We start from the raw sequence: 24047 nt of genomic DNA on the forward strand, positions 1-24047 counted from the left end.
GCTGCCGCCGGAGCCGATCACGAACACGCTGTTGGTCGCCCCGCTGACCGTTCGCTGGTCGCGAGATTCCAGGCCGAGGCCGCCGGTGAAAAGATACTCAAACTCCCCGACCGGTGCTGAAGCCTTCACCCGCTCCGTGGTGGCGAGCGCATCGCCACCCCCGCCGCGCGCATCGTCGAGCGGCTCGGTCACCGCCGCCTCGGGCCAGAATAGCAGGCGCGGCCGCTCGCCGCCGGGCTTGATCGACAGCGCCATCAAGCGGCGTTCGGCCTCTTCGGCGAATCCCGGCCGCCACTTGTCCCCCTGTCCGATGTTCGGCTGGATGATTCGGATCGCCCTTGGGTTGGTCGCTGGAGGCAGCGGTGCGAACGGGACGAGCGCGAAAGCAAGCAGTGCGGCGCCGATACCCATCGCGGGCCGTGCTTCCCGCCGGAATGCCAGCCACATGAGCCCGCCGGCCAGCACGACCAGTGCGGAAAGCGAGTAGGTCCCAGTCCACTGACTCGCCGAGAGCCACGGCGTATCGGCCAGGCTCACCCCGACCGGGTTCCAGGCGAAGCCGGTGAACATCGTCGCGCGCAGCCATTCGGTAATCGCCCAGCTTCCGGCCAGCGCCAGCACCAGCGCCAGTCTCCGCTCTTTGCCAAATCGCCACGCGAGGCCGGCGGCAAGCATCGGATAGACGGCCAGATAAAGCGACAGCAGCAGCACCGCGACCCAGCCGAGCCACGCCGGCATCGCCGCCTGAAAGGTGAAGGCGGTCGCGATCCAGTTCAATCCGACGCAAAACTGCCCGACCCCGAATCCCCAGCCGATGAGCAGTGCACGACGAAGACTCGGTGCGCGCGAAATCTCCTCGCAAAGAATGGCCAGGGCAATCGGCATTAATGGCCACAAGCCCGTCGGCTCGAATGCGAAGGCGGAGGCTGCGCCGACCAGCAGCGCGATCAGAAAATGCATGCGGCGACCGCTAGCGGCTGGCGACCTTCTGGGGAAGCGGTTGCGGCGATGCGTTGGTCACCCGCCACACCTTGCCGCCGACATCGTCCGCCACCAGCAAACTCCCGTCCTTGGCAATGGCCACGCTGACCGGGCGGCCGTAGGCGACATCGCCGACGCGAAAGCCGGTCAGGATATTAACCGGCTTGCCCGATGGCTGCGCGCCCGCGAAGGGGACGAAGATCACTCGGTAGCCGCTGGCGGGCTTGCGGTTCCATGAGCCGTGCTGGCCGACAAACGCGCCCTGCGCATATTGCGGGCCGAGCCGCGCGCCATCGCTGAATGTCAGGCCAAGCGAGGCAGTATGTGGCCCGAGCGCATAGTCGGGCTTGATCGCCTTGGCGACCAGCGCCGGGTTGGGCGGTGGCCGGCTGTCGACATGCTGGCCGTAATAACTGAACGGCCAACCGTAGAAGCCGCCGTCCTTCACCGAGGTCATATAATCGGGGACGAGGTCGTTGCCGATCTCGTCGCGCTCATTGACCGCCGTCCACAATTGCCCGCTCCATGGGTTCCAGTCGATCCCGACGGGATTGCGCAGACCGCCGGCGAAGATGCGATAGTCGCCGGTTCTGGCGTCGATCATCCAGACCGCGGCGCGGCCCTTTTCCATCGCTAGCCCGTTTTCGCCGATATTGCTGTTCGACCCGACCCCGACGAACAAATATTTGCCATCGGGTGAGGCGACCATCGATTTGGTCCAATGATGGTTGTAGCCGGACGGCAGCGCGGTGACGTTGCGGGGGCGAACGTCAATCTTCGTTTGGCCCGGCTGAAACGGGTAGGCGATGACCCCGTCGGCATTGGCGAGGTAGAGCTCGCCATTGGACAGCGCCATGCCGAACGGCGAATAAAGCCCGGTCAGCAGCGGCATTTTGGTCTCCGCGATGCCATCGCCATCGCCGTCGCGCAGCAGGCTGATCCGGTTGGCGCTACCCACGCCCGACCCGGCCTTCTTCATCAACAGGCCCTGGATCTTTCCCTTGATTGCGCCGCCGGTCTTGTCGGTGCCCGGGCCGTCGGTTTCGGTCACCAGCACATCGCCGTTGGGCAGCACCAGGAACGATCGCGGATGGACCAGGCCGCCCGCAAACTCATTGACCTTCAGCCCCGTAGCCGCGGTCGGCATCATGCCCGCCGGCCAGCCCTTGGCGTCGGCGACATTGACCGTCGGGAACAGGCTTTTCTGCGGCGCGACCAGCGGCGGGTTGGGACCATAGGCGAGGTCGGGCGAACGGGTCGAAGCCTGCGAGCAGGCGCCGAGGAGGAGGATCAGGGTGAGGGCGGTCGAGCGCATCGGACGGTCCTTCGGTCAACGGGCATCAAGCCGTGACAACGGCGGCGCACGGCAAAGGATGCGTTCAGCCTTCGGCGGGGTGGCGCGACGCAGCCTCCGGCGCTTGCAGCCGCAGCTTGATCATCCGCCTCGCGTCGGCCTCGACTGAAATGATCCGCCAGCCCGACGGATGCTCGACGCTCTCCCCCGGCTGGAGGATGCGACCAGCGAGGAGGAACGTCAGTCCGCCGAGCGTGTCGACTTCGTCGTCCTCGGCGATCAGCCTGGCATCAACATCGCGCGCGATGTCGTCTAGCTCGGCACGGGCGTCGGCCTCCCACAGACCATCTTCGAGCAACTGGAGCGTGCCCAGTGCCTCCTCGTCATGCTCGTCCTCAATCTCGCCGACGATTTCCTCGACGACATCCTCGATCGTCACCAGCCCTTCGGTCCCGCCGAATTCATCGACGACGATTGCCAGGTGGACGCGGCCCTGCCGCATCCGCGCAAGCAGGTCGAGCACGCCCATCGATTCAGGGACGTAGAGCGGGATGCGGAGCAGGCCCTCGATCGAGCGAGGGCGGCTCGCATCGAACTGCGCCTTGAACACGTCCTTGATGTGAATCATGCCGATCACTTCGTCGAGCCCGTCTCCGGTGACCGGCAGACGGCTGTGCTCGGCGTCGGCGAAGGCCTCGATCAGCCCTTCGAACGAAATCGTCTTGGGCACCGAGACGATGTCGCCGCGGGTCACCGCCACCTCGCCGACGGTGCGGTCGCCGAAGTGCAGCAGGTTGCGCAGCATCTGCCGCTCGAGCGGGCTCAGGTCGCCGCGCTTGGGGGCGGCGGCGTCGGCCTCGTCGATGGCGTCCTCGATTTGGTCTCGCAGCGTCGCGTCATCCTCGCCGAAGATCAGCGCGCGCATTCCGCGCCACAGCCGCGAACCGCCTTCGTCGTCGTGCCGCGTCGCCATCAGCCCCCATGCCTTTCCAAAGCACCCCCATAGGGATCGGCAATGCCCAGCCGGGCGAGCGCGCGCACCTCGCGCGCTTCCATATCGATTGCGCTGGCCTCATCCCCATGGTCGTAACCGAGCAGATGGAGCGTGCCGTGAATCATCAGATGCGCCGCATGCTGCGTCAGCGGAATTGCCTTGTCGGCCGCTTCGGCCGCGCACACGCCATGGGCCAGGATGATGTCGCCCAGCATCAGTTCCGGCCCATCGCCGGCCGATGACGTCAGGTCGTCCGCTTCGGCCATTGGAAATGACAGGACGTTGGTTGGCCGGTCCTTGCCGCGCCACTGGGCGTTGAGCAGCCGCACTTCCTCATCGCCGCCCAACCGTAGGCCGATTTCAACGGCGCGCGGCCCGGCCCCAAGTTGCGGAAAAGCGCTTTCGGCTATGGCGGCGTTGGCGGCAGACCGGGACAGGTCGGGCCAACCGGCGCTACTGTCCCATTCCGGATCGGCGTCGATCAGGATGTCGATCATCACTGCCCCGGACCCTCATAGGCTTCGACGATCTTGCCGACCAACGGATGGCGAACGACGTCGGCGGCGGAGAAGCGGATCATCGAGATTTTGGCGATCCCCTCCAACTTGCCGACCGCGTCGTTAAGGCCGGATTCGACGCCGCGCGGCAAATCGGTCTGGTTGGGGTCGCCGCAGATCACCATCCGCGCGCGCATGCCAAATCGGGTCAGGAACATCTTCATCTGCGGCGGCGTGGTGTTCTGCGCTTCGTCGAGGATGATGAAGGCGTCGTTGAGCGTGCGCCCGCGCATGAAGGCGATCGGCGCGATTTCGATCTCACCGCTAGCGATGCGCCGCTCGACCTGCTCGGTCGGCAGCATGTCGTAAAGCGCGTCGTAGAGTGGGCGGAGATAGGGATCGACCTTCTCCTTCATGTCGCCGGGCAGGAACCCCAATCGCTCGCCGGCCTCGACCGCCGGCCGCGACAGGATCAACCGGTCGACCTGGCCCGAGATCAGCATCGCCACCGCCTGCGCGACGGCCAGATAGGTCTTGCCGGTGCCCGCCGGACCCAGCGCGAAGATCATGTCGTCGCGGGCCAGCGATTCCATATAAGCGGTCTGCACAGTCGATCGCGGGACGATCGTCTTCTTGCGCGTGCGGATCATGACCCGCGACGGCGAAGCGACATCCTCGGCGATGATCCCGTCGAGCGACGGCTGCGATGCCATGCCCAACACCGCTTCGACCGCGGCGGCATCGACGTCCTGGCCCTGGTCGAGCCGATTATAGAGCCCCATCAGCACGTCTCGCGCGCGCGCCGCCGCATCGGGCTCGCCCTCGACCATGACCCGGTTGCCGCGCGCGGCGATGTGCACCCCGAGCCGATCCTCGATCATCACCAAATGGCGGTCGTAATCGCCGAACAGCGGGCCAAGCAGATAGGGCTGCTCGAATTCGAGCTCCAATCGGGCGCGGTCGGCGACCGCGACGTCGCGCTTGGCCATTATTCGACTGCCCAGCCGCCGAAGCCCGGGAGCGGGGTCAGCGGGAAAGTCGCTTGATCGCGGAGTAGGTGTAGTATATGAATAATGCACCTTTTGTGGAGATGAGTCGTGGCAAACGAACAGAAACTGAGCGTTGAGGATTTTTTTCGCCTTGGGAACGAGGCCGCAGCAAAAACGGCTGCGCTTAGAGACACGGTCGCCGGGCCGGCGAACGATGAAGATGTGATCGAAGGCGAGTTCACGCCGGTACCTTGACCTTCGCGGTCGCGCCAAGGCTGTTGGGCAGCGCCTTGGCGACCGTCACGTCTATCATGTCGCCGATTCCGGCTCTCGTTTCGACGAACACCGACTGGAACCAGGGCGACTTACCGATCATCTGGCCGGGCAGGCGGCCCTTGCGGTCGATCAGGATTGTTATGTCCTTGCCGACGGTGGCGCGGTTGAAGGCGAGGCTGTGCTCGGCGAGGCGGGCTTGCAGTCGCTGCAATCGATCGTCCATCACCTCTGGTGCCACCGCTCCTTCCATCGTCGCCGCCGGAGTACCCGGACGAGCGCTATATTTGAACGAATAAGCCGAAGCGTAACCGACCGCGTCGACGATGGCGAGGGTCGCGGTGAAATCTTCATCGCTTTCGCCCGGGAAGCCGACGATGAAGTCGCCGGAGATTGCGATATCGGGTCTTGCCGCGCGGACCTTCTCCAACGTTTTCAGATAGGTGTCCGCGCTGTGGCTGCGGTTCATCGCTTTCAAGATTCGATCCGACCCTGACTGCACCGGGAGGTGGAGATAGGGCATCAGCTTGCCGATCTCGCCGTGCGCGGCGATCAGCGCGTCGCTCATGTCAGCCGGGTGGCTGGTGGTGTAGCGGATGCGTTCGATCCCATCGATGCGGGCGACGGCCCGGATCAGCTTGTCGAGCCCGCCCTCATAGGCGTTGACGTTCTGGCCAAGCAGCGTGATCTCGCGCGCTCCGCCGTTGGCCAGCGCCTGCGCCTCGCCGACGATGTCGGCGAACGGCCGGCTGATCTCCGCGCCGCGGGTGTAGGGCACGACGCAGTAGGTGCAGAATTTGTCGCAGCCTTCCTGAACGGTGAGAAAAGCGCTCGGGCCGCTGCGGCGGCGCGCGGGAAGTGCGTCGAACTTGCTGATCGCCGGCATGTCGGTGTCGACTGGGCGTTCGCCTCGCGCGGCGGCGGCGAGCATCTCTGGCAGGCGGTGATAAGCTTGCGGACCGACCACCAGATCGATCATTTTCGAGCGCGTCTTGGCTTCCGCGCCTTCGGCCTGGGCGACGCAGCCGGCTAGCGCGACCATCGGCCGGCTGCCGTCTTCGCGGCGCAGGCGCCCGATGTCGGAATAGGCGCGATCGGCGGCCTTCTCGCGAATGTGACAGGTGTTGAGCACCACGAGGTCGGCATCCTCGCCCAAGGCGGGCGCCATGCCTTGCGCGGATAGGAGTTCGGCCATCCGATCGCCGTCATAGACGTTCATCTGGCAGCCGAAGCTCTTGACGCGGTAAGTCTTGGGAAGATTGGTCATTTCGGCGGCGCTATAGGCCCAAGCCGGCCGAAGTTGAAGCCGCTAGCGCGGCCTCGATCGCCACCTGGGCCGCTCCCGCCAGCGCCTTGCGATTCTCGTTTCGTTCAAGCGGCTTCAATAGCCGGACGATGACTTCGAACGATCCGCTCCGGCCAAGGATTTTGAGGACATTGTCCTTCCCGGCCTCACCACCGCTCCAGCCGATCGCGGCGCGATTGGCGCCATAGTCGATCGCCACCGGCCTGACGCTGGCCCCCTCGAACGGCGGCGCGACCGCGTCGAGCAGGGTCGACCGAAATTTCAGCAGCGCCTTGCCGTCTCCGGTCGTGCCTTCTGGAAAGACGGTCAGCGGCTGGGCCTGCGACAGTCGATCGGAAATGCGCCGCACCTGCCCATGGGCATCGCCGCGTTCGGCCCGCTCGATATATAATGTGTGGTTCTGGTCGGACAGCCAGCCGATCAGCGGCGTGCGCTGAACCTCGGCCTTCGACACGAATGCGGTGCCGGTCGCGCCGCCGAGGATGAGAATGTCGAGCCAGCTGGTGTGATTGACGACGGCCAGCGTGTGCGCGCCGAGCGGCTTGCCTTCGACTCTCACGCGCGCCCCAGCGATCCGGGCGGCAGCGGCGAGGAAGCGGCGCGGCCAGCGCGACCGGCCGAGCAGCCATTTCGACAGCAGGTGAGGCGGCAGGCAGGTGACGAACAGCGCCGCCAGCCCGGCGATGCGGACATAAGCGCGCCAGGTCGATAATGTGGTGCTAGTGGTCCCGACCAAGCGCGACGCCGTAGAGTTCCATTCGATGATCGACCAGCCGGTAACCGAGTCGCTCGGCAATCCGGCGCTGCAGCGCTTCCAGCTCGTCGTCGGCGAACTCGATGACCTGGCCGGTCTCCACATCGATCAAATGGTCGTGGTGGGTTTCCGACGCGGCCTCATAGCGCGAGCGGCCGTCGCCGAATTCGTGCCGCTCGAGAATGCCGGCCTCTTCGAACAGGCGGACGGTGCGATAGACAGTGGCGATCGAGATGTTCGGATCGATCGTCGCCGCGCGGGCGTGAAGCGTTTCGACATCGGGATGGTCTTCGCTTTCGCCGAGCACGCGCGCGATCGTCTTGCGCTGCTCGGTGATGCGCAGGCCCTTGTCCGCGCAGAGCTGCTCGATGTCGATCTGGCGATGCATGGAGATGGAGGTAGGGCGCGGCTCGCCAATCGTCAAAGGGAGAAACGCCGTCATCCCGGGCCAAGCCCGGGATGAAGCGTCAACGCATCACTTCTTCGCGGTTTTTCGGCGCTTGGTGCCCAGCCCGATCGACTTGGCCAGCATCCGGCGCTGTTCGGCATAGTTGGGGGCGACCATCGGATAGTCGGCATTGAGGCCCCACTTCTGGCGATATTGATCCGGAGTCATCTGATAATGGGTCATCAGATGGCGCTTGAGCATCTTCAGTCGTTTGCCGTCTTCTAGGCAGACAATATAGTCCGGCTTGATCGACGAACGGATCGGAACCTTGGGTTCTGGCTTGGCTTCGGCGGCCGCGCCCGCACCCGACAGACCCGCAAGGGCGCCGTGTACGTTGGAGATAAGTTGCGGCAAATCGTTCACCGCGACGCTGTTGTTGCTGACATGAGCCGCGACGATGTCCGCCGTCAGCGTGATCAAGGTGTCGTCGTTCCCTGGATTGTCCATAATCTTTCTTCCCGAGCATGAATTAGTAAAGGACAGTCAATCGACTACCGTCCTAATCACATTAATCGTACGTTATTCTCCCGTAAAGAGTAAATCTTTGCCCCTATCAAATCCTCATCAATCGGCGAGGACTAGAGTCAGCGCATCGTGACGGTCCCCATTCAACCCACAATAATAGTCGCGGCGACGTCCGCCCAGGACGAAACCAGCCGATCGATAGAGGGCCACCGCGGGGTTGCCGTCGCGCACCTCGAGATGAAGCCGGTGGCAGCCGGCCGCGCGCGTGGCCGCGATGAACTGGGTCAGCAGCGCAGCGCCGACTCCTTGGCGTTGAGCGGCCGGGTCGACCGCGATCAGCAGCAGCTCTGCTTCCTCGGTGATCGACCGCGCCAAAGAAAAGCCGACGCAGGCTCTACCTTTTTCGGCCAGGATCAATTCGACGCCGGCCATCGGCAGGATGCCGGCGCACTGCGAGCGGGTCCACGCCTCGCCGAATGTGGGCGGAAAAGCGGCGTTCATGATCCGCATGACCTGATCGAGGTCATGGCCGGTGCCGGGGCGGAGCCTGACGGCGCCGGCCGCGAATTCGGGCCGCGCTCCGATCATGCGGCCGCCATCGGTCGTGCGTCGGGCGCGCGGGCATAGATCGGCTTGCAATCGAGCATTCTCAGCAATTCGGGAAGCCGCAGCGCGTGGCTGGCGGTAGGCAATAGGTTCAACGCCTCACCCGACCCGCGCGCATCCACCAACGCGTTGGCACCGCTCCCGACCACCAGTTGGGCGGTGGTCGACGCCGCGGCCGCCTCGGGCGGTAGGTTGCGCACCGGACCGAACGGAATCAACGAATGGCGTTCAAACGACTGGACGAACAGCTCGCCGTGGCCGCCCGCCACCGCCACTGCGATCGGGCGATCGCCCGGCGGCGCGCCCGCGGCGATCAGCGCCAGCGAACTCATACCCGCCAGCGGTACGCTCCAGCCGATTGCCAGGCCATGCGCGGCGGAGATCCCGACGCGAAGCCCGGTGAAGCTGCCGGGGCCGACCCCGGCCAGCACGCGGGTCGGGATATGGCCATCCAGCATTTCGGCAATCATCGGAACGAGCCGCTCGGCATGGCCGCGGCCGATCACTTCGTCGCGCGCCGCGACGATCGTCCCATCCGGCTCCAGCAGCGCGGCGGTGCAGGCGGCGGTCGATGTGTCGAGCGCGAGGATCAGCAACGTTCTCCGGACATGCCTTGGTCTATCGAGGCACAGGCGCCGTTCCCCGGCAAGGAAAAAGCGAAAATGTCAGGGCCTGATCGTTTGAGGAGGAAGCGCTTCGCGCTTCCGCCGATGACGTGAACCAGGCTCTAATTAAATGCTCTAGACCGTTTCGATGGTCTCCACCTCGGGGACGTAATGCTTGATCAGCCCCTCGATCCCGCGTTTCAGCGTCACCGCCGACGACGGGCAACCCGCGCAGGCGCCCTGCATCGTCAGGTAGAGTTTACCATCGCGGTAGCCATGATAGACGATATCGCCGCCGTCCTGCGCGACCGCCGGGCGGACACGGGTTTCCAGCAGATCCTTGATCTGGTCGATGATATCGGCGTCGGCGGGGTCTTCCTCAAAGTCGGTCGCTCCATCGGAGGCGATCTCGATCCCCGCCGCGCTGCCTTGCCGAAACAGCGGCGCACCCAGGGAAAAATGGTCGAGCAGGACCGAGATGACGTCGGGCTCAAGCAATTCCCATTCGACCGTCGGCGCGGCCGATACCGAGACGAAATCGCGCCCGAAATAGACGCCATCGACCTGGCCGGTGGCGAACAAGGCTTCGGCGAGCGGGCTGGCCTCGGCGGCGTCGGCATTGGGAAAGTCGCGCCCGCCGGCCTCCATCACGGTGCGGCCGGGCAGGAATTTGCGGGTCGCCGGGTTTGGCGTCTTTTCGATCTCGATCAGCATGGTCGCGATGTGGCCCTCAACCGCTTCGCAATCAAGACTTCTCGGCAGGCGCGATCCAGCTGTCGTCGATCATCTTGATCAGCGCCGAGAAATCCCGGGCACCGCCGCCGCGGTCGACGAAGCGCTGGTAAAGCTCTTCCGCCTCGCCGCCCATCGGCGTGTAGGCGCCGGCCGCCTGCGCGGCTTCCATCGCCAATTTGAGGTCCTTGAGCATCAGCGCGGCGGCGAACCCACCCTGGTAATCGCGGTCGGCGGGGGTTTGCGGACCGACGCCGGGCACCGGGCAGTAGCTCGTCATCGACCAACTCTGCCCGCTCGCCTTGGACGATATGTCGTAGAACGTCTGGAGGTCCAGGCCAAGCTTTCCGGCCAGCACGAACGCCTCGCAGGTTGCCGCCATGGTCGCGCCGAGCAGCATATTGTTGCAGATTTTTGCCGCCTGGCCCGCGCCCGGACCGCCGGCGTGAATCACCGCCTTGCCCATCTTTTCCAGGAACGGCCGGGCTCGTTCAAAGCCGTCGTCCGACCCGCCAATCATGAAGGTCAACGTGCCGCCGTCGGCCGCGGCGATGCCGCCCGACACAGGCGCGTCGACCATGGTGTAGCCCGCCGCCTGCGCTTCGCCCTCGACCGCCTTGGCGGTGGCGACGTCGATCGTCGAGCAGTCCATCAGGATGGCGGATTTGGGCGCGTTGAGCAGCACGTTGGTGCGGAAAACCTCGGCGACATGCTTGCCCGCGGGGAGCATCGTCACGACCGCTTCGGCATCCTTTATCGCGGCTTCGGCGCTTTTAGCGACGGTGCAGCCATTGGCCTTGGCCCGGTCGAGCGCATCCTGGCTCAAGTCGAAGGCGACCACCTTATGCCCCGCCTTGGCGAGGTTCGCGGCCATCCCGCCACCCATGTTGCCTAATCCGATGAATGCGATCCTCATAGTATCTTCCTTATCGCCCCACGACCGCGTCACAGAGCCGCTCGATGACTTTGCTTCCTTCCTGCGCATCTTGATCGTTCGCAGGGGCGAACTCCGTCACGGTGAAGCCAACTACGTCGCTTTCGCGCGCGATTCTATGCACCAGCGAGATGGCGTCTTCGACCGGTAATCCGCCGGGCACGCCGTATGCGAGATACGGAAATTCGGCGGGATCGAGTACGTCGAGATCGAAATGGATGTGCACCGGGCCCTCAACGCGCATGTCCGGGTCGAGGGTTTTGAGATCGTGCGCACGCTGGAACTGCCATTCGCCTTCATCGCCGATCCGGATGCCGAAGTAACGGAATTGTGTTGGACTGACGGGCGAACGTAGCCGGCTGCGAATGGGCCCTGGCGCCTGGCCCATGATCGCACTCACCGGCATTCCGTGAAAGCTCCCGCTTGGCGAAGTTTCAGGCGTGTTCGTGTCGAGATGGGTGTCGATCCAGATCACATTGAGGCTTGGGTAAAGACCGTTGAGATAGTCGATCACGGCAATATCCACGGCGCAATCGCCGCCCGCCGTTAGCACGCGTTTAGGACGGTGGGTGCCCATGATTTCCTGAGCGCTGCAAAACTGGTCGAAGATCGCGCCCCAACGCTTAACCCCGTAGGCATCGCTGTCGTCGTCGCTCAACTGAACCGATGCGACAGGTCCGAACCGCGCACAGACCTGTTCGACCGCTCGGGCCCCGCGAAGCAGGTTCTCGTAGCGCGCGGACCCCTGCCATTGGGGATAGGCGAGCACCAAGTCGAACGCTTGAGGGTGCGGCTGCATTTACCGTCCGCTCCAATTACCTGGTCGTTTCTCGACGAACGCAGCCATGCCTTCCTTCTGGTCGGCGGTGCCGAACAGGCCGTGGAACAGCCGCCGCTCGAAATTGATCCCTTGGGCGAGCGGGAGCTCGAATGCGGCGTTGACCATTTCCTTGGTCGCGATTGCCGCCAGCGGGGCCATACCCGCGATTGCCTCGGCGGTCTTCAGCGCTTCGTCGAGCAGTTCGGCGGCGGGAACGACCTTCGCCACCAGCCCGGCGCGCTCGGCCTCCTCGGCGCCCATCATCCGGCCGGTCAGGCACATCTCCATCGCCTTGGCCTTGCCGACTGCCCAGGTCAGCCGCTGCGAGCCGCCCATGCCCGGGGTCACACCCAGCTTGATCTCGGGCTGGCCAAACTTCGCCGTGTCGGCGGCAATGATGAAGTCGGCCATCATCGCCACTTCGCAGCCGCCGCCCAAGGCGAAGCCCGCGACCGCCGCGATCCATGGCTTGCGGGTGCGCGTGACCTGTTCCCAACCGGCGAAGAAGTTCGATCCGTACATGTCCGCGAAGTTTTGCGCCTGCATCTCCTTGATGTCGGCTCCTGCGGCGAACGCCTTTTCGGACCCGGTCAGGACAAGGCAGCGCTGGCCAGCTTCAGCGTCATAGGCCGCGAACGCCGCGATCAATTCCTTGAGCACGGTCGAATTCAGCGCGTTCAGCGCCTGCGGGCGATTGAGCGTGACGAGGGTCACCGCGCCGCGCTGCTCGACCAACAGGGTTTCGTAGGTCATTGTCACTCCCTAAAAATCGAGCGGCCGCCACTGCTCCTCGACTGGCAGCGGCTCAAAGAAGGCGTCGACGTCGCGCTCGCCGATCGCCTCGGGCCGGGTCGGGTGCCAGTTGGGCGCACCGTCCTTATCGATCAGCAATGCGCGTACGCCTTCGCGAAAATCGGGATGGCGGATCATGCGGACCATGATTCCATATTCCATCCGCATCTCGTCGACGAAATGGAGTTGATAGGGGCTTTCGACCAGCATCTTGAGGCTGACCTTGCACGCCATCGGCGATTTTTTGGCGATCGACGCCGCTTCCTTGGCGCACCATTCGTCCCCCTCCGCCACGCCGACATTGAGCGCCTCGAGAATTTCCTCGAGCCTGTCGCTGGCGAAGTAGCGGTCGATCTTGTTCAAATTGCCGGTGATCCGCGCCTCAGGGACCTGCTCTTCCGAAAGCTCGTCGAGGATCGCCTCGACCCGGAACGGCTGGGCGATGATCCGTTCCTTGGCTTCCTCCAGCCGGTCGGACGCGAGATAATGCGTCGCCAGCCTGAGCTTAAGACATTCTGCGCCATCGAGCCGCGCCCCGGTCAGTGCCAGGAATTGCGCCAGGCGCCCGCGCAGCCGCGACAGGTAGCGGCCACCGCCGACATCTGGGAAAATGCCGATCGTCGTCTCGGGCATCGCCAGCACCGTGCGCTCGGTCGCGACGCGGTAGCGGCACGGGCAAGCGATGCCGACCCCGCCGCCCATCGTCACCCCGTCCATGAAGGCGACGCCGGGCTTGGGGTAGGTATATTCGAGGTGATTGAGGCGATATTCGTCGAAGAAGAAGGCGCGCGCGGCGGCTTCATGACCCTCGACGCTGTTGGCAATGTCAACCACATCGCCCCCAGCGCAGAATCCGCGATTTAATTTGGGATCGCCGTCCGGCTTGGCGGCATGATCGATCAGGATGATCCGCACTTCGGGATCATCACGCCATTCGATCAGCGCCGACGCCATGTCGCGCACCATTTGCCGGTTGAGGCTGTGCAGCGCCTTGGGCCGATTGAGCCGCAGCCGCCCGGCCGAGCCCTGCTTGATCGCCAGCACGTCGGAAGAAATGGTCGCCATGTCCATCACGCCATCGTCGCGTAGCGGCCGGGGGCGGGCTCAATCCCGTCGGCGATGGTTCGCGCCGCGACCTGCTTGCCGCCGCCCTTGGCAGTGAGCCATTGCGTCCAGTGCGGCCACCAGCTGCCCTCGTATCGGGTCGCGCTTGATAGCCAGTCGACCGCCGCCCCGGGCTGGTCGGCGTTGGTCCAATAGCCGTGCTTGTTGGCGGCCGGCGGGTTGATCACCCCGGCGTTGTGCCCCGACCCGCCCAAGATGAAGTCGGCGCCGATGTCGCGAGCGCCGCGATAGACCGCTTCCCACGCCGATACATGATCGTCCTTCAAGGCGATGACCAGCATCGGGGCCGTTATGTCGGCGAGATCGATCGCGGTCCCGCGCACCTCGAACCCCGCCGGATCGCGCAAGCGATTGTTGAGCAGCAGGTCGCGGTTGTAGCTTTTGAGGAACGCCGTTGGGATCCGCGCGCCATCCTCGAACCAATAAAGCAGGTCGGAGTGGGGCGCCGGTTTGTCGAGCAGGTAATGCTGGACCACCGACGACCAGATCAAATCGTTGGCGCGCATCGCCGCGAAGAGCCGCTGCAGCTCGACGCTGTCGATATAACCCTGCCCCTCGAGATGATCCTCGAGTGCGGCCAGATGCCCTTCGTGGACGAACGCCGACCAGTCGCGCATGTCGGCGAAATCGACCAGACTCCCGATCAGCGTCGCCGAATGCGCTTCCTTTCCACGCCCCTTCGCCGCCAGCCACGCGAGCGCGATCGCGACCAATGTCCCGCCAAGGCAGAAGGCGAACAGGTCGGGCGCGACGCCGGTCCGCTCCCGAGCCACCTCGATCGCGCGAACCACCCCGTCGAGCACATAATCCTCGACGCCCTTGGCCTTGAGTTCGGGCCCAGGGTTGACCCAGCTGACGACGAACACGGTGCGGCCTTCGTCGACCAGCCATTTGACCAGGCTTTGGCGCGGCACCAGGTCGATCATATAGTAGCGGTTCACCAGCGGTGGGACGTAGAGCAAGGGCTCGGTCGCGACCTTCTCGGTGGCCGGCGTATATTGGATCAGCTGGAAGAGTTCGTTTTCGAATACCACCTCGCCCGGCGTCGCGGCGATGGTCTTGCCCTTTTCGAACGCGTCGGGATCGGTCCGCCGCTGGACGATGCCCTTGCCGCTCGACACATCCTCGAGGAAATGGGCGAATCCCTGGACCAGATTGGCACCGCCCGTCTCCTTGATCCGCTTGACCACGTCGGGATTGGTCGCGGCATGGTTGCTTGGGCTGACGGCATTGAGATATTGGTCGAGCAGGAAGCGCACCATCGCTTGGCCATTGCCCTCGTCGCCGCCGAGCGAGACGACCTCGCGCAATTGCTGCGAAGCGAGGAGATAGGCATCGCGTAGCGATCGATAATAAGCATCGTCCTGCCACTCGGGCGCTGAGAAACGCCGGTCGCGCGGCTTTTCGCCGGCCTGGTTGGCGAGCGCGCCGATCCAGAAATCGCCCCATTGCTTAGCCGCCTCGACCTGCACCCGCATCAGGTCGGCCGGCCGCATCGCCAGCCCCATCGCGAACTCGTTGGTTGCCCGGGCGATAGCGAACGGATCGAACGGCATGGTCGCCTTGACCTCGCCTTTCATCATCTTCTCTGCCGCCTCGGTCAGGCGGCGGGTCAAGTCGCCAATCACTGCCGCGTCAGCTCCCGCCCGACGATCATTCTCATCACCTGGTTGGTGCCCTCGAGGATCGAATGGACGCGGAGGTCGCGCCAGAATCGCTCGATCGGATAATCCTGCAAATAGCCGTAGCCGCCGTGCAGCTGTAGCGCCCGGTCGACCACCGAGCTTCCAGTGTCAGTCGCCAGCCGCTTGGCCATCGCCGCAAATTTGGTCTTGTCGGGGTCGTTGGCGGTGACCTTGGCCGCCGCGACGTAGAGCAGCATTCGCGCTGCCTGAAGCTCGGTCTCCATGTCCGCGAGCATGAACTGGGTGTTCTGGAAATCGGCGATCGCCTTGCCGAACTGCTTGCGCTCCTTGGTATAGTTGACGGCCTCGTCGAGGCAGCGCTGCGCCCCGCCCAATGAGCAGGCGCCGATGTTGAGCCGCCCGCCGTCAAGGCCCATCATGGCAATGCGAAAACCCTCGCCTTCGCCGCCGACGCGGTTGGCGACCGGCACCCGGACCTCATCGAAATTGACCTGCGCCGTCGGCTGCGAATGCCAACCGAGCTTCTTCTCCTGCGCGCCGAAGCTGACGCCTGGCATATCTTTTTCGATCACCAGCGCGCTGATGCCCTTGGGCCCGTCCTCACCGGTGCGGACCATGGTGACGTATACCTCATTCTCGCCGGCGCCTGAAATGAACGCCTTCGAGCCCGAGACGACATAGTCGTCGCCGTCCTTAACCGCCTTGGTCTTGAGCGCCGCCGCGTCGGAGCCGGACGACGGTTCGGTCAGGCAATAGCTGCCGATCCGCTCCATGCTGATCATGGAGGGCAAGTACTTCGCCTTGACCTCGACCGATCCGAAGCGGTCGATCATCCAGCTCGCCATATTGTGGATCGAGATGAAAGCGCTGGTCGACGGGCAGCCGTAGGCCATAGCCTCCATGATCAGCGCTGCTTCCAATCGCCCGAGCCCGATCCCGCCGCTCTCCTCCGACACATAGATCGACCCGAAGCCCAGCTCGGCCGCGGCGCGGATCGTATCGCGCGGGAAGATATGCTTCTCGTCCCACTCGGCCGCGAGCGGGGTGATCGCGTCGGCGGTGAATTTCTGCGCCATCTCCTGGATCTGGCGCTGGTCGTCGGTGAGGTCGAACTGGGTCGCCATCATATTACCTTGGATAAAAGTTCAGGAAACGCGCTGAAGGCATCGTCCTGAGGCTCGTAGCCCAACCGGCGCCTGGTGTCGTCTAAGGCAAGGCGCTTCAAGCGGTTATTGGAGATTCCGTTGGCGACCAAGAAACCCTCCACGGGAGCCTCCAACGCCCGCTGAAAGAGCTGAATCGCGTCGCGCGGGCTTAGCCAAGCCGTCAGGTCCCGAAGGGTCAGGAGGTTCGGCGACTCATAAGGCTCGAACGCCCCGATTCGAAGCGCCACGACAGACATCGTCCCCAAAGACGCGTAATAAGCGCCTAACGCCTCGCCGAACGCTTTGGTCGCGCCATAAAGGTTCGCCGGCTTTGGCAGCACGTCTGACCTTAATTGAAGGTCAAGCGGATAGCCCTCTATAACTTGCGCGCTGGATGCGAACACGAGGCGCCGGATATTAAATTTAGACGCTTGCTCGTATATTCTTTGCGTCGCCAAGATGTTCGCCGGCAGCAATTCATCGAAAGAGGCCGAGGCATGGGGAATGGCCGCGAGGTGAATAATGGCATCAACGTCCAAAAAAGCGGCGTTCGGCAATTCTTGTCGCACAATGTCGATCGAAATGAATTCGTCTTGGCTTCCCAAATCAATGTCGCATTCCGCGCGATCGATCAGTACGAGCCGGAATTTTTCGCGAAAGGCATTGGACAACACTCGACCAATTCGGCCCATCGCACCCGTTATCATCACTCGTTTCATGATCTTAGCGAGCGCTCATGGCGAATGCGGTCTTTAGGCTGATCGATGACAACTGTCCGGCGAACGGAGTGATCGCGTCGGCGGTGAATTTCTGCGCCATCTCCTGGATCTGGCGCTGGTCGTCGGTGAGGTCGAACTGGCTCATGGACGCGGCCCCTAGCATTGGCGAGGGGCCGCTTTCCAGTGGCGTCACGCGCAGCGCGTGTAGCGGTAGCTGCCTTCATCGTCGGCACGGACGAGCGTCTTATTGCTATTGGTTAGCTTGAGGCTCTCGCTCTTGGCCCAAGTCTGGCCCTCGCCCGCAAAGGCGAAGTTGGCGGTGAAATTCTCGGGCGCATTTAAAGTCACCTTGCCGAGCGTCGCGGTCGATTCGTAGAAGCGGATCTTGTCGTTGCTGACGCTGATCAGCCCTTTGGCGTCACCCTTGGTGGTCGTGCAGTCCACCGCTACCAATCCCCAACGACCTTGGAAAGCGGCGGGGATCGCTATCGCGGCCGGCTCGGTTGTGGCGCTGTTTTCGGTCGCGTTGTCCATTGCGTCATTCGCGGGCGTCTCATCGGGTGGCAGGGTCTCGATACTGTTCATCGTGCGATTGGTGTCGTCGATCGCGATGTTGTTGGGATCGGCCTGGCTGCAGGCCACGAGCGCAAAGGCGGTAAGGGCCGCGGGGAGGAGGGAACTAACGGGCTTCATCCTCCTCTAACGCCCGCGCCGCCAATTCGATGCGCTGCCGACCGGGGTCGCGGCGCCGCGGACCTCCGTGCATGGACCCAGTTGCTTGCCGGTAGAATAAACGGCCGCGCGGATGAGTGGAATCGCCTTCTGCATCACTCCTTTGGCGGCCCGACCAGGTCCCAGCGATTGCCGTACAGATCGCGAAACACCGCCACTTTGCCGTAAGGCTCGTTGCGCGGTTCCTCCTCGAAGTGGATGCCTGCCAACGTCAGGCGCTCGAGCGCCGCGTCGAACTTCCTGACCTCGAGGAAGAAGCCGACCCGCCCGCCATGCTGATTTCCTACTGCTGCCAGCTCCTCGGGCTTCCTTGCCTTGGCCAGCAGCAGGCCGCGCCCGCCGTCATCCTCGATCACCACCCAGCGCTTGCCGGCGCCCTGGTCATCGTCACGGGCATGGCGAAACCCGAGCGCTCGCGTGTACCAGTCGATTGCCTCGTCATAGTCTCGAACGAGCAATGCGGTCAGCGCGAGCTTCAAGTGTCACCCCATCGTCGGAATATGAAACGCTTCCTTGTGATCGCCGGCTGCCGTGCCGACGGGCCAGCGCTGGGTGATCGTCTTGACCTTGGTCCAGAACTTGACCCCTTCCATGCCGTGCTGGTTGGTGTCGCCGAAGCCTGAGCGCTTCCATCCGCCGAAGGTGTGATAGGCGACCGGCACAGGGATAGGCACGTTGATCCCGACCATCCCGACATTGACGCGCGCCGCGAATTCGCGGGCGGCGTGGCCGTTGCGAGTGAAGATGGCGACGCCGTTTCCGTAGGGATGCTCCGACGGCAGGCGCACGGCCTCCTCGAAGCTGTCGGCGCGGACCATTTGCAGCACCGGACCAAAGATTTCCTCCTGGTAGCTGCGGAAGTGCGGCTTGACATGGTCGAACAGGGTCGGGCCGACGAAGAAGCCCTTCTCATGCCCCTGCAGCGTAAAGCCGCGCCCGTCGACGACCAGCTCGCCGCCCTCGTCGGCGCACAGCTGAATGTAATTTTCGACCTTCTGCTTGTGCGCAGCGTTGACCACCGGGCCGTAATGCGCCTCGGGGTCGGTCGAGATTCCGACCCGCAACTTCTCGATGGCCGGGACCAGCTTCTCGCGCAAGGCGGCGGCGGTATCGTCGCCCACCGGCACCACTACCGGCAGCGCCATGCAGCGTTCGCCGGCTGATCCGAACGCCGCGCCGGCAAGGTCGACCACCACCTGGTCGAGGTCGGCATCGGGCATGACGATGCCGTGGTTCTTGGCCCCGCCGAACGCCTGAACCCGTTTCCCGTTGGCCGTCCCGCGCGAGTAGATATATTGCGCAATGTCGGACGATCCGACGAAGCTGACCGCCTTGATGTCGTCATGGTCGAGGATCGCGTCGACCATTTCTTTGTCGCCATGCACTACGCTCAAAATGCCGTCGGGCAGCCCGGCCTCGCTTATCAGCTCGGCCAGCCGCACGGGAACCGAGGGGTCGCGCTCGCTGGGCTTCAGGATGAACGCGTTGCCGCAGGCGATGGCGACGCCGAACATCCACATCGGGATCATCGCCGGGAAGTTGAATGGGGTGATGCCCGCGCAGATGCCGAGCGGCTGACGCATCGAGTAAACGTCGATGCCGGGACCCGCTCCCTGGGTATATTCGCCCTTCAGCGCGTGCGGGATGCCGCAGCAGAATTCGATCACCTCGAGCCCGCGCTGGATGTCGCCCTTGGCGTCGGCGATAACCTTACCGTGCTCGCTGGCGAGCAGCTCGGCGAGCTCGTCCATGTGCGCTTCGATCAGTGCCTTGAAGTTGAACATGACGCGCGCCCGCCGCTGCGGATTGGTCGCGGCCCAAGCGGGCTGCGCGGCCTTGGCGGCGTCGATCGCGAGGTCGAGCGTCGTGGCGGTGCCAAGGCCGACGGTCGCCTGCACTTCGCCCTGGCTCGGGTTCCACACGTCGCCGCTGCGCGTAGCGTCGGATAGTGCGCTGCCGTTGATGAAATGCTCGATGCTGCGCATGGGATACCTCGTGATTTTGATTTGGCCACGCCCTAGCCAAGCGCGCTTCCGAATGCCAGCGTGCGCCGACGAGGAGAATATATGACGCGTTCGATGTTGCTTGCCGCCCTGCTCATCACCACCGGGGCCGCCGTTGCCGCGCCTCGACCGGGCGGGCCCGATGCGAGGTTGGCGGCGATCGCCAAAGGCGTCGATTCGCAGCGGATGAAGGCGACCGTCGAGAATCTGGTCGGCTTCGGCACTCGCCACACCCTGTCGTCGCAAACCGATTCGAAGCGCGGGATCGGCGCGGCGCTCAACTGGGCCGATGCTGAGTTCAGGAACCTCGGACTGCCAACCGTTCGGCCGAGCGACGTCGTCACCGGCAAGCGCGTGCCCAACCCCACCAAAATCACCGACATCCTCGCCATCCAGCGCGGGACCGAGCGGCCCAACGACGTGGTCATCATCTCCGGCCATATCGACAGCCGGGTGACCGACGTGATGAACTCAGCCGCCGACGCGCCCGGCGCCAACGACGACGGGTCGGGGACGGCGGCGGTGCTGGAGGCGGCGCGGGTGCTGTCGAAGCACAAGTTTCCCGGCACCATCGTCTACGCCGCGCTGATGGGGGAGGAGCAGGGGCTCTTGGGCGGCAAGGTGCTCGCCGACTATGCCAAGGCGCAGGGCTGGAACGTCGTCGCCAATCTCAACAACGACATCATCGGCAACAGCTGCGGCTCTGACGGGGAGTGCGATGCCAAGACCGTGCGCGTTTTCTCCGAAGGCCCGCGCTGGCAGGGGCGTGAGGAACTGGCCGCGCAAATCCGCAGCCTCGGTGGGGAGAATGACAGCCCGTCGCGCAACATCTCGCGCTTCCTCGATAGCCTCGCCGAGCGCATCCCGGCGATCGGCCTCGATGTCCGGCAAATTTGGCGCAACGACCGCTTCGGCCGTGGCGGCGACCATACCGAGTTGCTCAACGCCGGCTATCCCGCGGTCCGCCTGTCGGTCGCGGTCGAGAATTACGACCAGCAACATCAGGATGTCCGCGTCGAAAAGGGCAAGCGCTACGGTGACACCGTCGCGGCCATGGATTTTCCCTATCTGGCCAAGGTTACCAAACTCAACGTCGCCGCGCTCGCCGCCCTCGCCAGCGCCCCGCCGCCGCCCGAACCGACGGTCGAGGGGGCGGTGAGCACCGACACGGAAGTTAGCTGGCTTCCGGGCATAGAGCGCGATTTCTACGTGCGCTGGCGTCGAACGGATACAAATCAATGGCAGGCACAGCTGAAAGTACAGTTTTACGATGGCCGTGATCAGGGTCCGCCCAATAGCTGTTTCAAATCTACCCAGTACCCGGCGGGCGAATGCCACGTCGTCCTGCCCCACATCCGCGTCGACGACTGGGTGTTTGGAGTCTCTTCGGTCAGCAAGGACGGCTTCGAAAGCCCGGTCGCCTCGGCGGTGCCGGGCGGGGCGTTCAAGCCCTGGGTCGAGCCGGCCAAAAGCCCCTCCCCTTGATGGGGAGGGGTTGGGGTGGGGTGATGCTGGACGTAAAGCAATACGCTTGAAGCATCATCCATCACCCGGCGCCGTCACACGCGCCAGACACTTGCGCCGCGACATGACCGATTCGGAACGCGCCCTCTGGCGCTTGCTCCGCGAAGCTTTTCCCAAGGAGCATTTCCGCCACCAAGTGTCGATCCGTCATTTTATCGCAGACTTGCCAGCCATCGCGCGAAGTTGGTGATCGAGGTTGATGGCGGGGAGCATAATGACGAAGTCGATGTGGCGCGGACGGCGGTTATCGAGCAAAAAGGATATTGCGTGATCAGGTTCTGGAATCACGATGTGCTTGGCAACACGGACGGAGTCTGGACAGTGATCGATGCTGCGCTGCACGGGCGTCACCCCCACCCAACCCTCCCCCATCAAGGGGGAGGGCTTTAGCATGCCCCGCAAACCTCCTCCCAGCCTGCCCACTCCCAAACAGATCCTCGATTTCATCGCGCAGTCGGGCCAGCCGGCCGGCAAGCGCGAGATTGCGCGCGCGTTCGGGCTGTCGGGGCATGAGAAGATTTTGCTCAAATCGCTGCTCAAGGACATGGCCGACGAGGGGCTGATCGATAGCGCCCCCGGCCGCGCGTTCCACAAGGCGGGCGGGGTACCGCGCGTGACGGTGTTGCGCGTCATCTCGGTCGACGATGGCCAAGTGTGGGCGACGCCCGAAAGCTGGCACGCCGACACGCCCGCGCCGCGGCTGCGCGTGATTGAGAAAGGGCGGCGCTCGGCGCTAGCGCTCAACGACCGCATCCTCGCGCGGACCGAGGAGGCTGGGAAGGGACATGTCGCCCATGTCATGAAGACGCTCGCGCGCTCGGCCGAGTTGGTGCTGGGCGTGGTGCGCAAGGAGGGCGACCGCCACTTCCTGACCCCGGTCGACAAGCGCGAGCGGCGCGAGCTGACGATTTCGGACTTGAAGGATGCACAGCCCGGCGACCTCGTGCTGGCGGAGCCGTCGGGCCGACCGCCGCGCACCACGGCCCGGGTCGACGCCATCCTCGGCGATCCGTTCGCGCCGCGCAGCTTCTCGATGATCGCGATCCATAAGCACGGCCTCAGCGACGAATTTCGCGACGAGGCAATCGAGGAGGCTGGGAGGGTGGCGAAGCTGCCACTCGGCGACCGCGAAGACCTGACGCACCTCCCGATTGTCGCCATCGACCCCGAGGACGCGCGGGATCATGACGACGCTATCGGGGCGGCGGCGCGCGAGGATGGCGGTGGCTGGGACGCGATCGTCGCGATCGCCGACGTCAGCTTCTACGTCCGCCCCGGCTCGGCGCTTGACAAGGAAGCGCGCGCGCGCGGCAACAGCGTCTATTTTCCCGACCGCGTGGTGCCGATGCTCCCCCACGAACTGTCGTCGGACATCTGTTCGCTGAAGCAGGGCGAGGTCCGCGCCGCGATTGCCTGCCACTTGCATGTCGGCAAGGACGGTGCGCTTAAAAGCTGGCGATTCTCACGTGCCAAGATTTGTGTGACCGCAAACATTGCATATGAGGATGCGCAGGCGGCGATCGACAATTTGGATGAGGAAAGCTTCGAAGTGGCCTCATCGCCCTGCTCGATGCCGGCAGTGGACGGACCGGTCTCGCGCGACCTCGTCGACAAGGCGCTCAAACCCCTTTGGGCTTGCTGGAAGGCGTTGCTCGCCGCGCGCAACAAGCGCGATCCGCTCGAACTCGACCTGCCCGAGCGACGAGTGGTGCTCGACGAGAAGGGGCGGATCATGTCGGTCGCGCCGCGCGAGCGGCTCGACGCGCACCGGCTGGTGGAGGATTTTATGATCGCCGCCAACGTCGCCACGGCCAGGGCGCTCGAAAAGAAAAAGGCGCCGGTGATGTATCGCATCCACGAGGCGCCGGGCCGCGAGAAACTGGTCGCGCTGAAGGACTATCTCGCGACCTTCGGGGTCGAATTCGCGCTCGGCCAAGTGATCAAGCCGGCGACCTTCAACCATATTCTGGATCGCGTCGGCGAGCATGACGCACGGCCCGAGATCATGGAACAGGTGCTGCGGACGCAGATGCAGGCGCGCTACGGGCCCGAACCGCTCGGCCATTTCGGGCTGGCGCTGGCGAGCTATGCTCATTTCACCTCGCCGATCCGGCGCTACGCCGACTTGCTGGTCCATCGCGCGCTGGTTGGGTCCCATGGCTTGGGCGAGGGCGGCTTGCCCAAGGAGGATGCCGATAATTTCGCGGCGGTAGGCGAGCAGATTTCGATGCTCGAACGCCGCGCGATGGAGGCCGAGCGCGAGACCATCGACCGTTACGTCGCCGCCTTCCTCGCCGACCGCGTTGGGCAGATTCTCAAATGCCGGATCAGCGGCGTGCAGCCGTTCGGCTTCTTCGCCACAGTCGAAGGGCTGGGCGGAGACGGCCTCGTCCCGGCGGCGATCCTCGGCAACGAATATTTCCGCTATGACGAGGCGGCAAAAGCGCTGGTCGGCGAGCAAAGCGGCGAGACGTTCAAGCAGGGTCAGAAGATCGAATTGAAACTGGTCGAGGCCAATCCGGCATCGGGTGCGCTTCGGTTCGAACTGCCCGAGGGCAAGTTCGCCGCGCCGCCGCGCGATCGCCGCGACCGCACCGTCTCGCGCGGCCCCCGCCGCGGCCGTCCCGCGAATATTCGGCATCAGGGCCGCAAGCGTTAAGGGA

At 64.4% G+C, this 24047-nt stretch carries 26 protein-coding genes and 1 pseudogene; 4 read left to right on the forward strand and 23 right to left on the reverse strand.

Annotated elements, in window-relative coordinates; translation table 11 throughout:
- The 5 genes from H0W65_RS04265 to H0W65_RS04285 form a co-directional block, all read right to left on the reverse strand.
- A partial coding sequence (locus H0W65_RS04265) for an apolipoprotein N-acyltransferase (RefSeq protein ID WP_367120120.1) occupies positions 1-960 on the reverse strand: 960 nt, incomplete at its 3' end.
- Between the two features lie 10 nt (positions 961-970).
- Positions 971-2296 carry a sorbosone dehydrogenase family protein gene (locus tag H0W65_RS04270; protein WP_294004301.1) on the reverse strand — a complete coding sequence of 442 codons (1326 nt, stop codon included), beginning with the start codon at positions 2294-2296 and terminating at the stop codon, positions 971-973.
- 64 nt (positions 2297-2360) lie between these two features.
- Complete coding sequence (locus tag H0W65_RS04275; protein ID WP_294004304.1) at positions 2361-3248, reverse strand: hemolysin family protein; 888 nt, start codon at positions 3246-3248, stop codon at positions 2361-2363.
- Positions 3248-3766 (reverse strand): rRNA maturation RNase YbeY, encoded by a 519-nt coding sequence (gene ybeY / locus H0W65_RS04280; RefSeq protein ID WP_294004307.1) that lies wholly within the window; start codon positions 3764-3766, stop codon positions 3248-3250. Before ybeY ends, H0W65_RS04275 begins: the two co-directional genes overlap by 1 nt.
- The gene (locus tag H0W65_RS04285) at positions 3766-4755 is read right to left on the reverse strand and encodes a PhoH family protein (RefSeq protein WP_294004310.1); all 990 of its coding nucleotides are present in this window, start codon (positions 4753-4755) and stop codon (positions 3766-3768) included. Before H0W65_RS04285 ends, ybeY begins: the two co-directional genes overlap by 1 nt.
- Positions 4756-4863: 108 nt before the next feature.
- Between H0W65_RS04285 and H0W65_RS04290 the strand changes: the two genes are divergently transcribed.
- Positions 4864-5010 (forward strand): hypothetical protein, encoded by a 147-nt coding sequence (locus H0W65_RS04290; protein WP_294004313.1) that lies wholly within the window; start codon positions 4864-4866, stop codon positions 5008-5010.
- On the opposite strand, the gene miaB is transcribed toward H0W65_RS04290, so the two are convergent.
- From miaB to H0W65_RS04380, 18 genes are all read right to left on the reverse strand, one after another.
- Positions 4994-6295, reverse strand: a complete 1302-nt coding sequence (gene miaB, locus H0W65_RS04295) for a tRNA (N6-isopentenyl adenosine(37)-C2)-methylthiotransferase MiaB (RefSeq protein WP_294004316.1) — start codon at positions 6293-6295, stop codon at positions 4994-4996. The two genes, H0W65_RS04290 and miaB, sit on opposite strands and share 17 nt — an antisense overlap.
- 10 nt (positions 6296-6305) lie before the next feature.
- Entirely contained in the window at positions 6306-7070 is a 765-nt protein-coding gene (locus tag H0W65_RS04300) for a 1-acyl-sn-glycerol-3-phosphate acyltransferase (RefSeq protein ID WP_294004319.1), read from the reverse strand.
- Positions 7054-7476, reverse strand: a complete 423-nt coding sequence (locus H0W65_RS04305) for a Fur family transcriptional regulator (RefSeq protein ID WP_294004322.1) — start codon at positions 7474-7476, stop codon at positions 7054-7056. The genes H0W65_RS04300 and H0W65_RS04305 overlap by 17 nt, the downstream gene beginning before the upstream one ends.
- An 87-nt stretch (positions 7477-7563) precedes the next feature.
- Entirely contained in the window at positions 7564-7983 is a 420-nt protein-coding gene (locus H0W65_RS04310) for a MucR family transcriptional regulator (protein ID WP_294004324.1), read from the reverse strand.
- 117 nt (positions 7984-8100) lie between these two features.
- Entirely contained in the window at positions 8101-8589 is a 489-nt protein-coding gene (rimI, locus tag H0W65_RS04315) for a ribosomal protein S18-alanine N-acetyltransferase (RefSeq protein WP_294004327.1), read from the reverse strand.
- Complete coding sequence (tsaB, locus tag H0W65_RS04320; protein ID WP_367120121.1) at positions 8586-9203, reverse strand: tRNA (adenosine(37)-N6)-threonylcarbamoyltransferase complex dimerization subunit type 1 TsaB; 618 nt, start codon at positions 9201-9203, stop codon at positions 8586-8588. The genes rimI and tsaB overlap by 4 nt, the downstream gene beginning before the upstream one ends.
- A gap of 144 nt (positions 9204-9347) precedes the next feature.
- Entirely contained in the window at positions 9348-9926 is a 579-nt protein-coding gene (locus H0W65_RS04325) for a NifU family protein (protein WP_294004330.1), read from the reverse strand.
- Between the two features lie 31 nt (positions 9927-9957).
- Positions 9958-10860 carry a 3-hydroxyisobutyrate dehydrogenase gene (gene mmsB, locus H0W65_RS04330; protein ID WP_294004333.1) on the reverse strand — a complete coding sequence of 301 codons (903 nt, stop codon included), beginning with the start codon at positions 10858-10860 and terminating at the stop codon, positions 9958-9960.
- A 10-nt stretch (positions 10861-10870) separates the two neighbouring features.
- Positions 10871-11677: an arginase family protein gene (locus H0W65_RS04335; RefSeq protein WP_294004335.1), complete on the reverse strand. Its 807-nt coding sequence runs from the start codon at positions 11675-11677 to the stop codon at positions 10871-10873.
- Positions 11678-12451, reverse strand: coding sequence for an enoyl-CoA hydratase (locus H0W65_RS04340; RefSeq protein ID WP_294004338.1), 774 nt, complete (start codon positions 12449-12451; stop codon positions 11678-11680).
- Between the two features lie 9 nt (positions 12452-12460).
- Positions 12461-13561, reverse strand: a complete 1101-nt coding sequence (locus H0W65_RS04345; RefSeq protein WP_367120122.1) for an enoyl-CoA hydratase/isomerase family protein — start codon at positions 13559-13561, stop codon at positions 12461-12463.
- On the reverse strand, positions 13561-15243 hold the full coding sequence (locus tag H0W65_RS04350) for a class I poly(R)-hydroxyalkanoic acid synthase (protein WP_294004340.1): 1683 nt from the start codon (positions 15241-15243) through the stop codon (positions 13561-13563). Before H0W65_RS04350 ends, H0W65_RS04345 begins: the two co-directional genes overlap by 1 nt.
- The gene (locus H0W65_RS04355; RefSeq protein ID WP_294004398.1) at positions 15240-16385 is read right to left on the reverse strand and encodes an acyl-CoA dehydrogenase family protein; all 1146 of its coding nucleotides are present in this window, start codon (positions 16383-16385) and stop codon (positions 15240-15242) included. Before H0W65_RS04355 ends, H0W65_RS04350 begins: the two co-directional genes overlap by 4 nt.
- On the reverse strand, positions 16385-17125 hold the full coding sequence (locus H0W65_RS04360; protein ID WP_294004342.1) for an NAD(P)-dependent oxidoreductase: 741 nt from the start codon (positions 17123-17125) through the stop codon (positions 16385-16387). Before H0W65_RS04360 ends, H0W65_RS04355 begins: the two co-directional genes overlap by 1 nt.
- A 4-nt stretch (positions 17126-17129) precedes the next feature.
- Positions 17130-17270: a hypothetical protein gene (locus H0W65_RS04365; protein ID WP_294004344.1), complete on the reverse strand. Its 141-nt coding sequence runs from the start codon at positions 17268-17270 to the stop codon at positions 17130-17132.
- A gap of 44 nt (positions 17271-17314) precedes the next feature.
- On the reverse strand, positions 17315-17818 hold the full coding sequence (locus tag H0W65_RS04370) for a hypothetical protein (protein WP_294004347.1): 504 nt from the start codon (positions 17816-17818) through the stop codon (positions 17315-17317).
- A gap of 134 nt (positions 17819-17952) precedes the next feature.
- Positions 17953-18336 (reverse strand): VOC family protein, encoded by a 384-nt coding sequence (locus H0W65_RS04375; protein WP_294004350.1) that lies wholly within the window; start codon positions 18334-18336, stop codon positions 17953-17955.
- Between the two features lie 3 nt (positions 18337-18339).
- Positions 18340-19842, reverse strand: a complete 1503-nt coding sequence (locus H0W65_RS04380; protein WP_294004353.1) for a CoA-acylating methylmalonate-semialdehyde dehydrogenase — start codon at positions 19840-19842, stop codon at positions 18340-18342.
- An 81-nt stretch (positions 19843-19923) separates the two neighbouring features.
- Here H0W65_RS04380 and H0W65_RS04385 point away from each other — a divergent pair, with 81 nt between their 5' ends.
- From H0W65_RS04385 to H0W65_RS04395, 3 genes and pseudogenes are all read left to right on the forward strand, one after another.
- The gene (locus H0W65_RS04385) at positions 19924-21345 is read left to right on the forward strand and encodes a M20/M25/M40 family metallo-hydrolase (RefSeq protein WP_294004356.1); all 1422 of its coding nucleotides are present in this window, start codon (positions 19924-19926) and stop codon (positions 21343-21345) included.
- 103 nt (positions 21346-21448) lie between these two features.
- Positions 21449-21774, forward strand: a pseudogene (locus tag H0W65_RS04390) (endonuclease domain-containing protein).
- A 1-nt stretch (position 21775) separates the two neighbouring features.
- Complete coding sequence (locus tag H0W65_RS04395; protein WP_294004359.1) at positions 21776-24043, forward strand: ribonuclease R family protein; 2268 nt, start codon at positions 21776-21778, stop codon at positions 24041-24043.
- The last annotated feature ends 4 nt before the right edge of the window (positions 24044-24047 follow it).

The sequence above is a fragment of the Sphingomonas sp. genome, assembly GCF_013816785.1.
Classification (GTDB): Bacteria; Pseudomonadota; Alphaproteobacteria; order Sphingomonadales; family Sphingomonadaceae; genus Sphingomicrobium.

Bases quoted from the DNA above. Each gene is read 5' to 3' on its own strand.
- H0W65_RS04285 (WP_294004310.1), bottom strand. From the start codon at position 4,755: ATGGCCAAGCGCGACGTCGCGGTCGCCGACCGCGCCCGATTGGAGCTC.
- H0W65_RS04395 (WP_294004359.1), top strand. From the start codon at position 21,776: ATGCCCCGCAAACCTCCTCCCAGCCTGCCCACTCCCAAACAGATCCTC.
- H0W65_RS04380 (WP_294004353.1), bottom strand. From the start codon at position 19,842: ATGCGCAGCATCGAGCATTTCATCAACGGCAGCGCACTATCCGACGCT.
- H0W65_RS04345 (WP_367120122.1), bottom strand. From the start codon at position 13,561: ATGGACATGGCGACCATTTCTTCCGACGTGCTGGCGATCAAGCAGGGC.
- ybeY (WP_294004307.1), bottom strand. From the start codon at position 3,766: ATGATCGACATCCTGATCGACGCCGATCCGGAATGGGACAGTAGCGCC.
- miaB (WP_294004316.1), bottom strand. From the start codon at position 6,295: ATGACCAATCTTCCCAAGACTTACCGCGTCAAGAGCTTCGGCTGCCAG.
- H0W65_RS04335 (WP_294004335.1), bottom strand. From the start codon at position 11,677: ATGCAGCCGCACCCTCAAGCGTTCGACTTGGTGCTCGCCTATCCCCAA.
- H0W65_RS04340 (WP_294004338.1), bottom strand. From the start codon at position 12,451: ATGACCTACGAAACCCTGTTGGTCGAGCAGCGCGGCGCGGTGACCCTC.
- H0W65_RS04385 (WP_294004356.1), top strand. From the start codon at position 19,924: ATGACGCGTTCGATGTTGCTTGCCGCCCTGCTCATCACCACCGGGGCC.
- H0W65_RS04325 (WP_294004330.1), bottom strand. From the start codon at position 9,926: ATGCTGATCGAGATCGAAAAGACGCCAAACCCGGCGACCCGCAAATTC.
- H0W65_RS04365 (WP_294004344.1), bottom strand. From the start codon at position 17,270: ATGAGCCAGTTCGACCTCACCGACGACCAGCGCCAGATCCAGGAGATG.
- H0W65_RS04270 (WP_294004301.1), bottom strand. From the start codon at position 2,296: ATGCGCTCGACCGCCCTCACCCTGATCCTCCTCCTCGGCGCCTGCTCG.
- H0W65_RS04305 (WP_294004322.1), bottom strand. From the start codon at position 7,476: ATGCATCGCCAGATCGACATCGAGCAGCTCTGCGCGGACAAGGGCCTG.
- H0W65_RS04355 (WP_294004398.1), bottom strand. From the start codon at position 16,385: ATGGCGACCCAGTTCGACCTCACCGACGACCAGCGCCAGATCCAGGAG.
- H0W65_RS04275 (WP_294004304.1), bottom strand. From the start codon at position 3,248: ATGGCGACGCGGCACGACGACGAAGGCGGTTCGCGGCTGTGGCGCGGA.
- H0W65_RS04370 (WP_294004347.1), bottom strand. From the start codon at position 17,818: ATGAAGCCCGTTAGTTCCCTCCTCCCCGCGGCCCTTACCGCCTTTGCG.
- H0W65_RS04310 (WP_294004324.1), bottom strand. From the start codon at position 7,983: ATGGACAATCCAGGGAACGACGACACCTTGATCACGCTGACGGCGGAC.
- mmsB (WP_294004333.1), bottom strand. From the start codon at position 10,860: ATGAGGATCGCATTCATCGGATTAGGCAACATGGGTGGCGGGATGGCC.
- H0W65_RS04360 (WP_294004342.1), bottom strand. From the start codon at position 17,125: ATGAAACGAGTGATGATAACGGGTGCGATGGGCCGAATTGGTCGAGTG.
- rimI (WP_294004327.1), bottom strand. From the start codon at position 8,589: ATGATCGGAGCGCGGCCCGAATTCGCGGCCGGCGCCGTCAGGCTCCGC.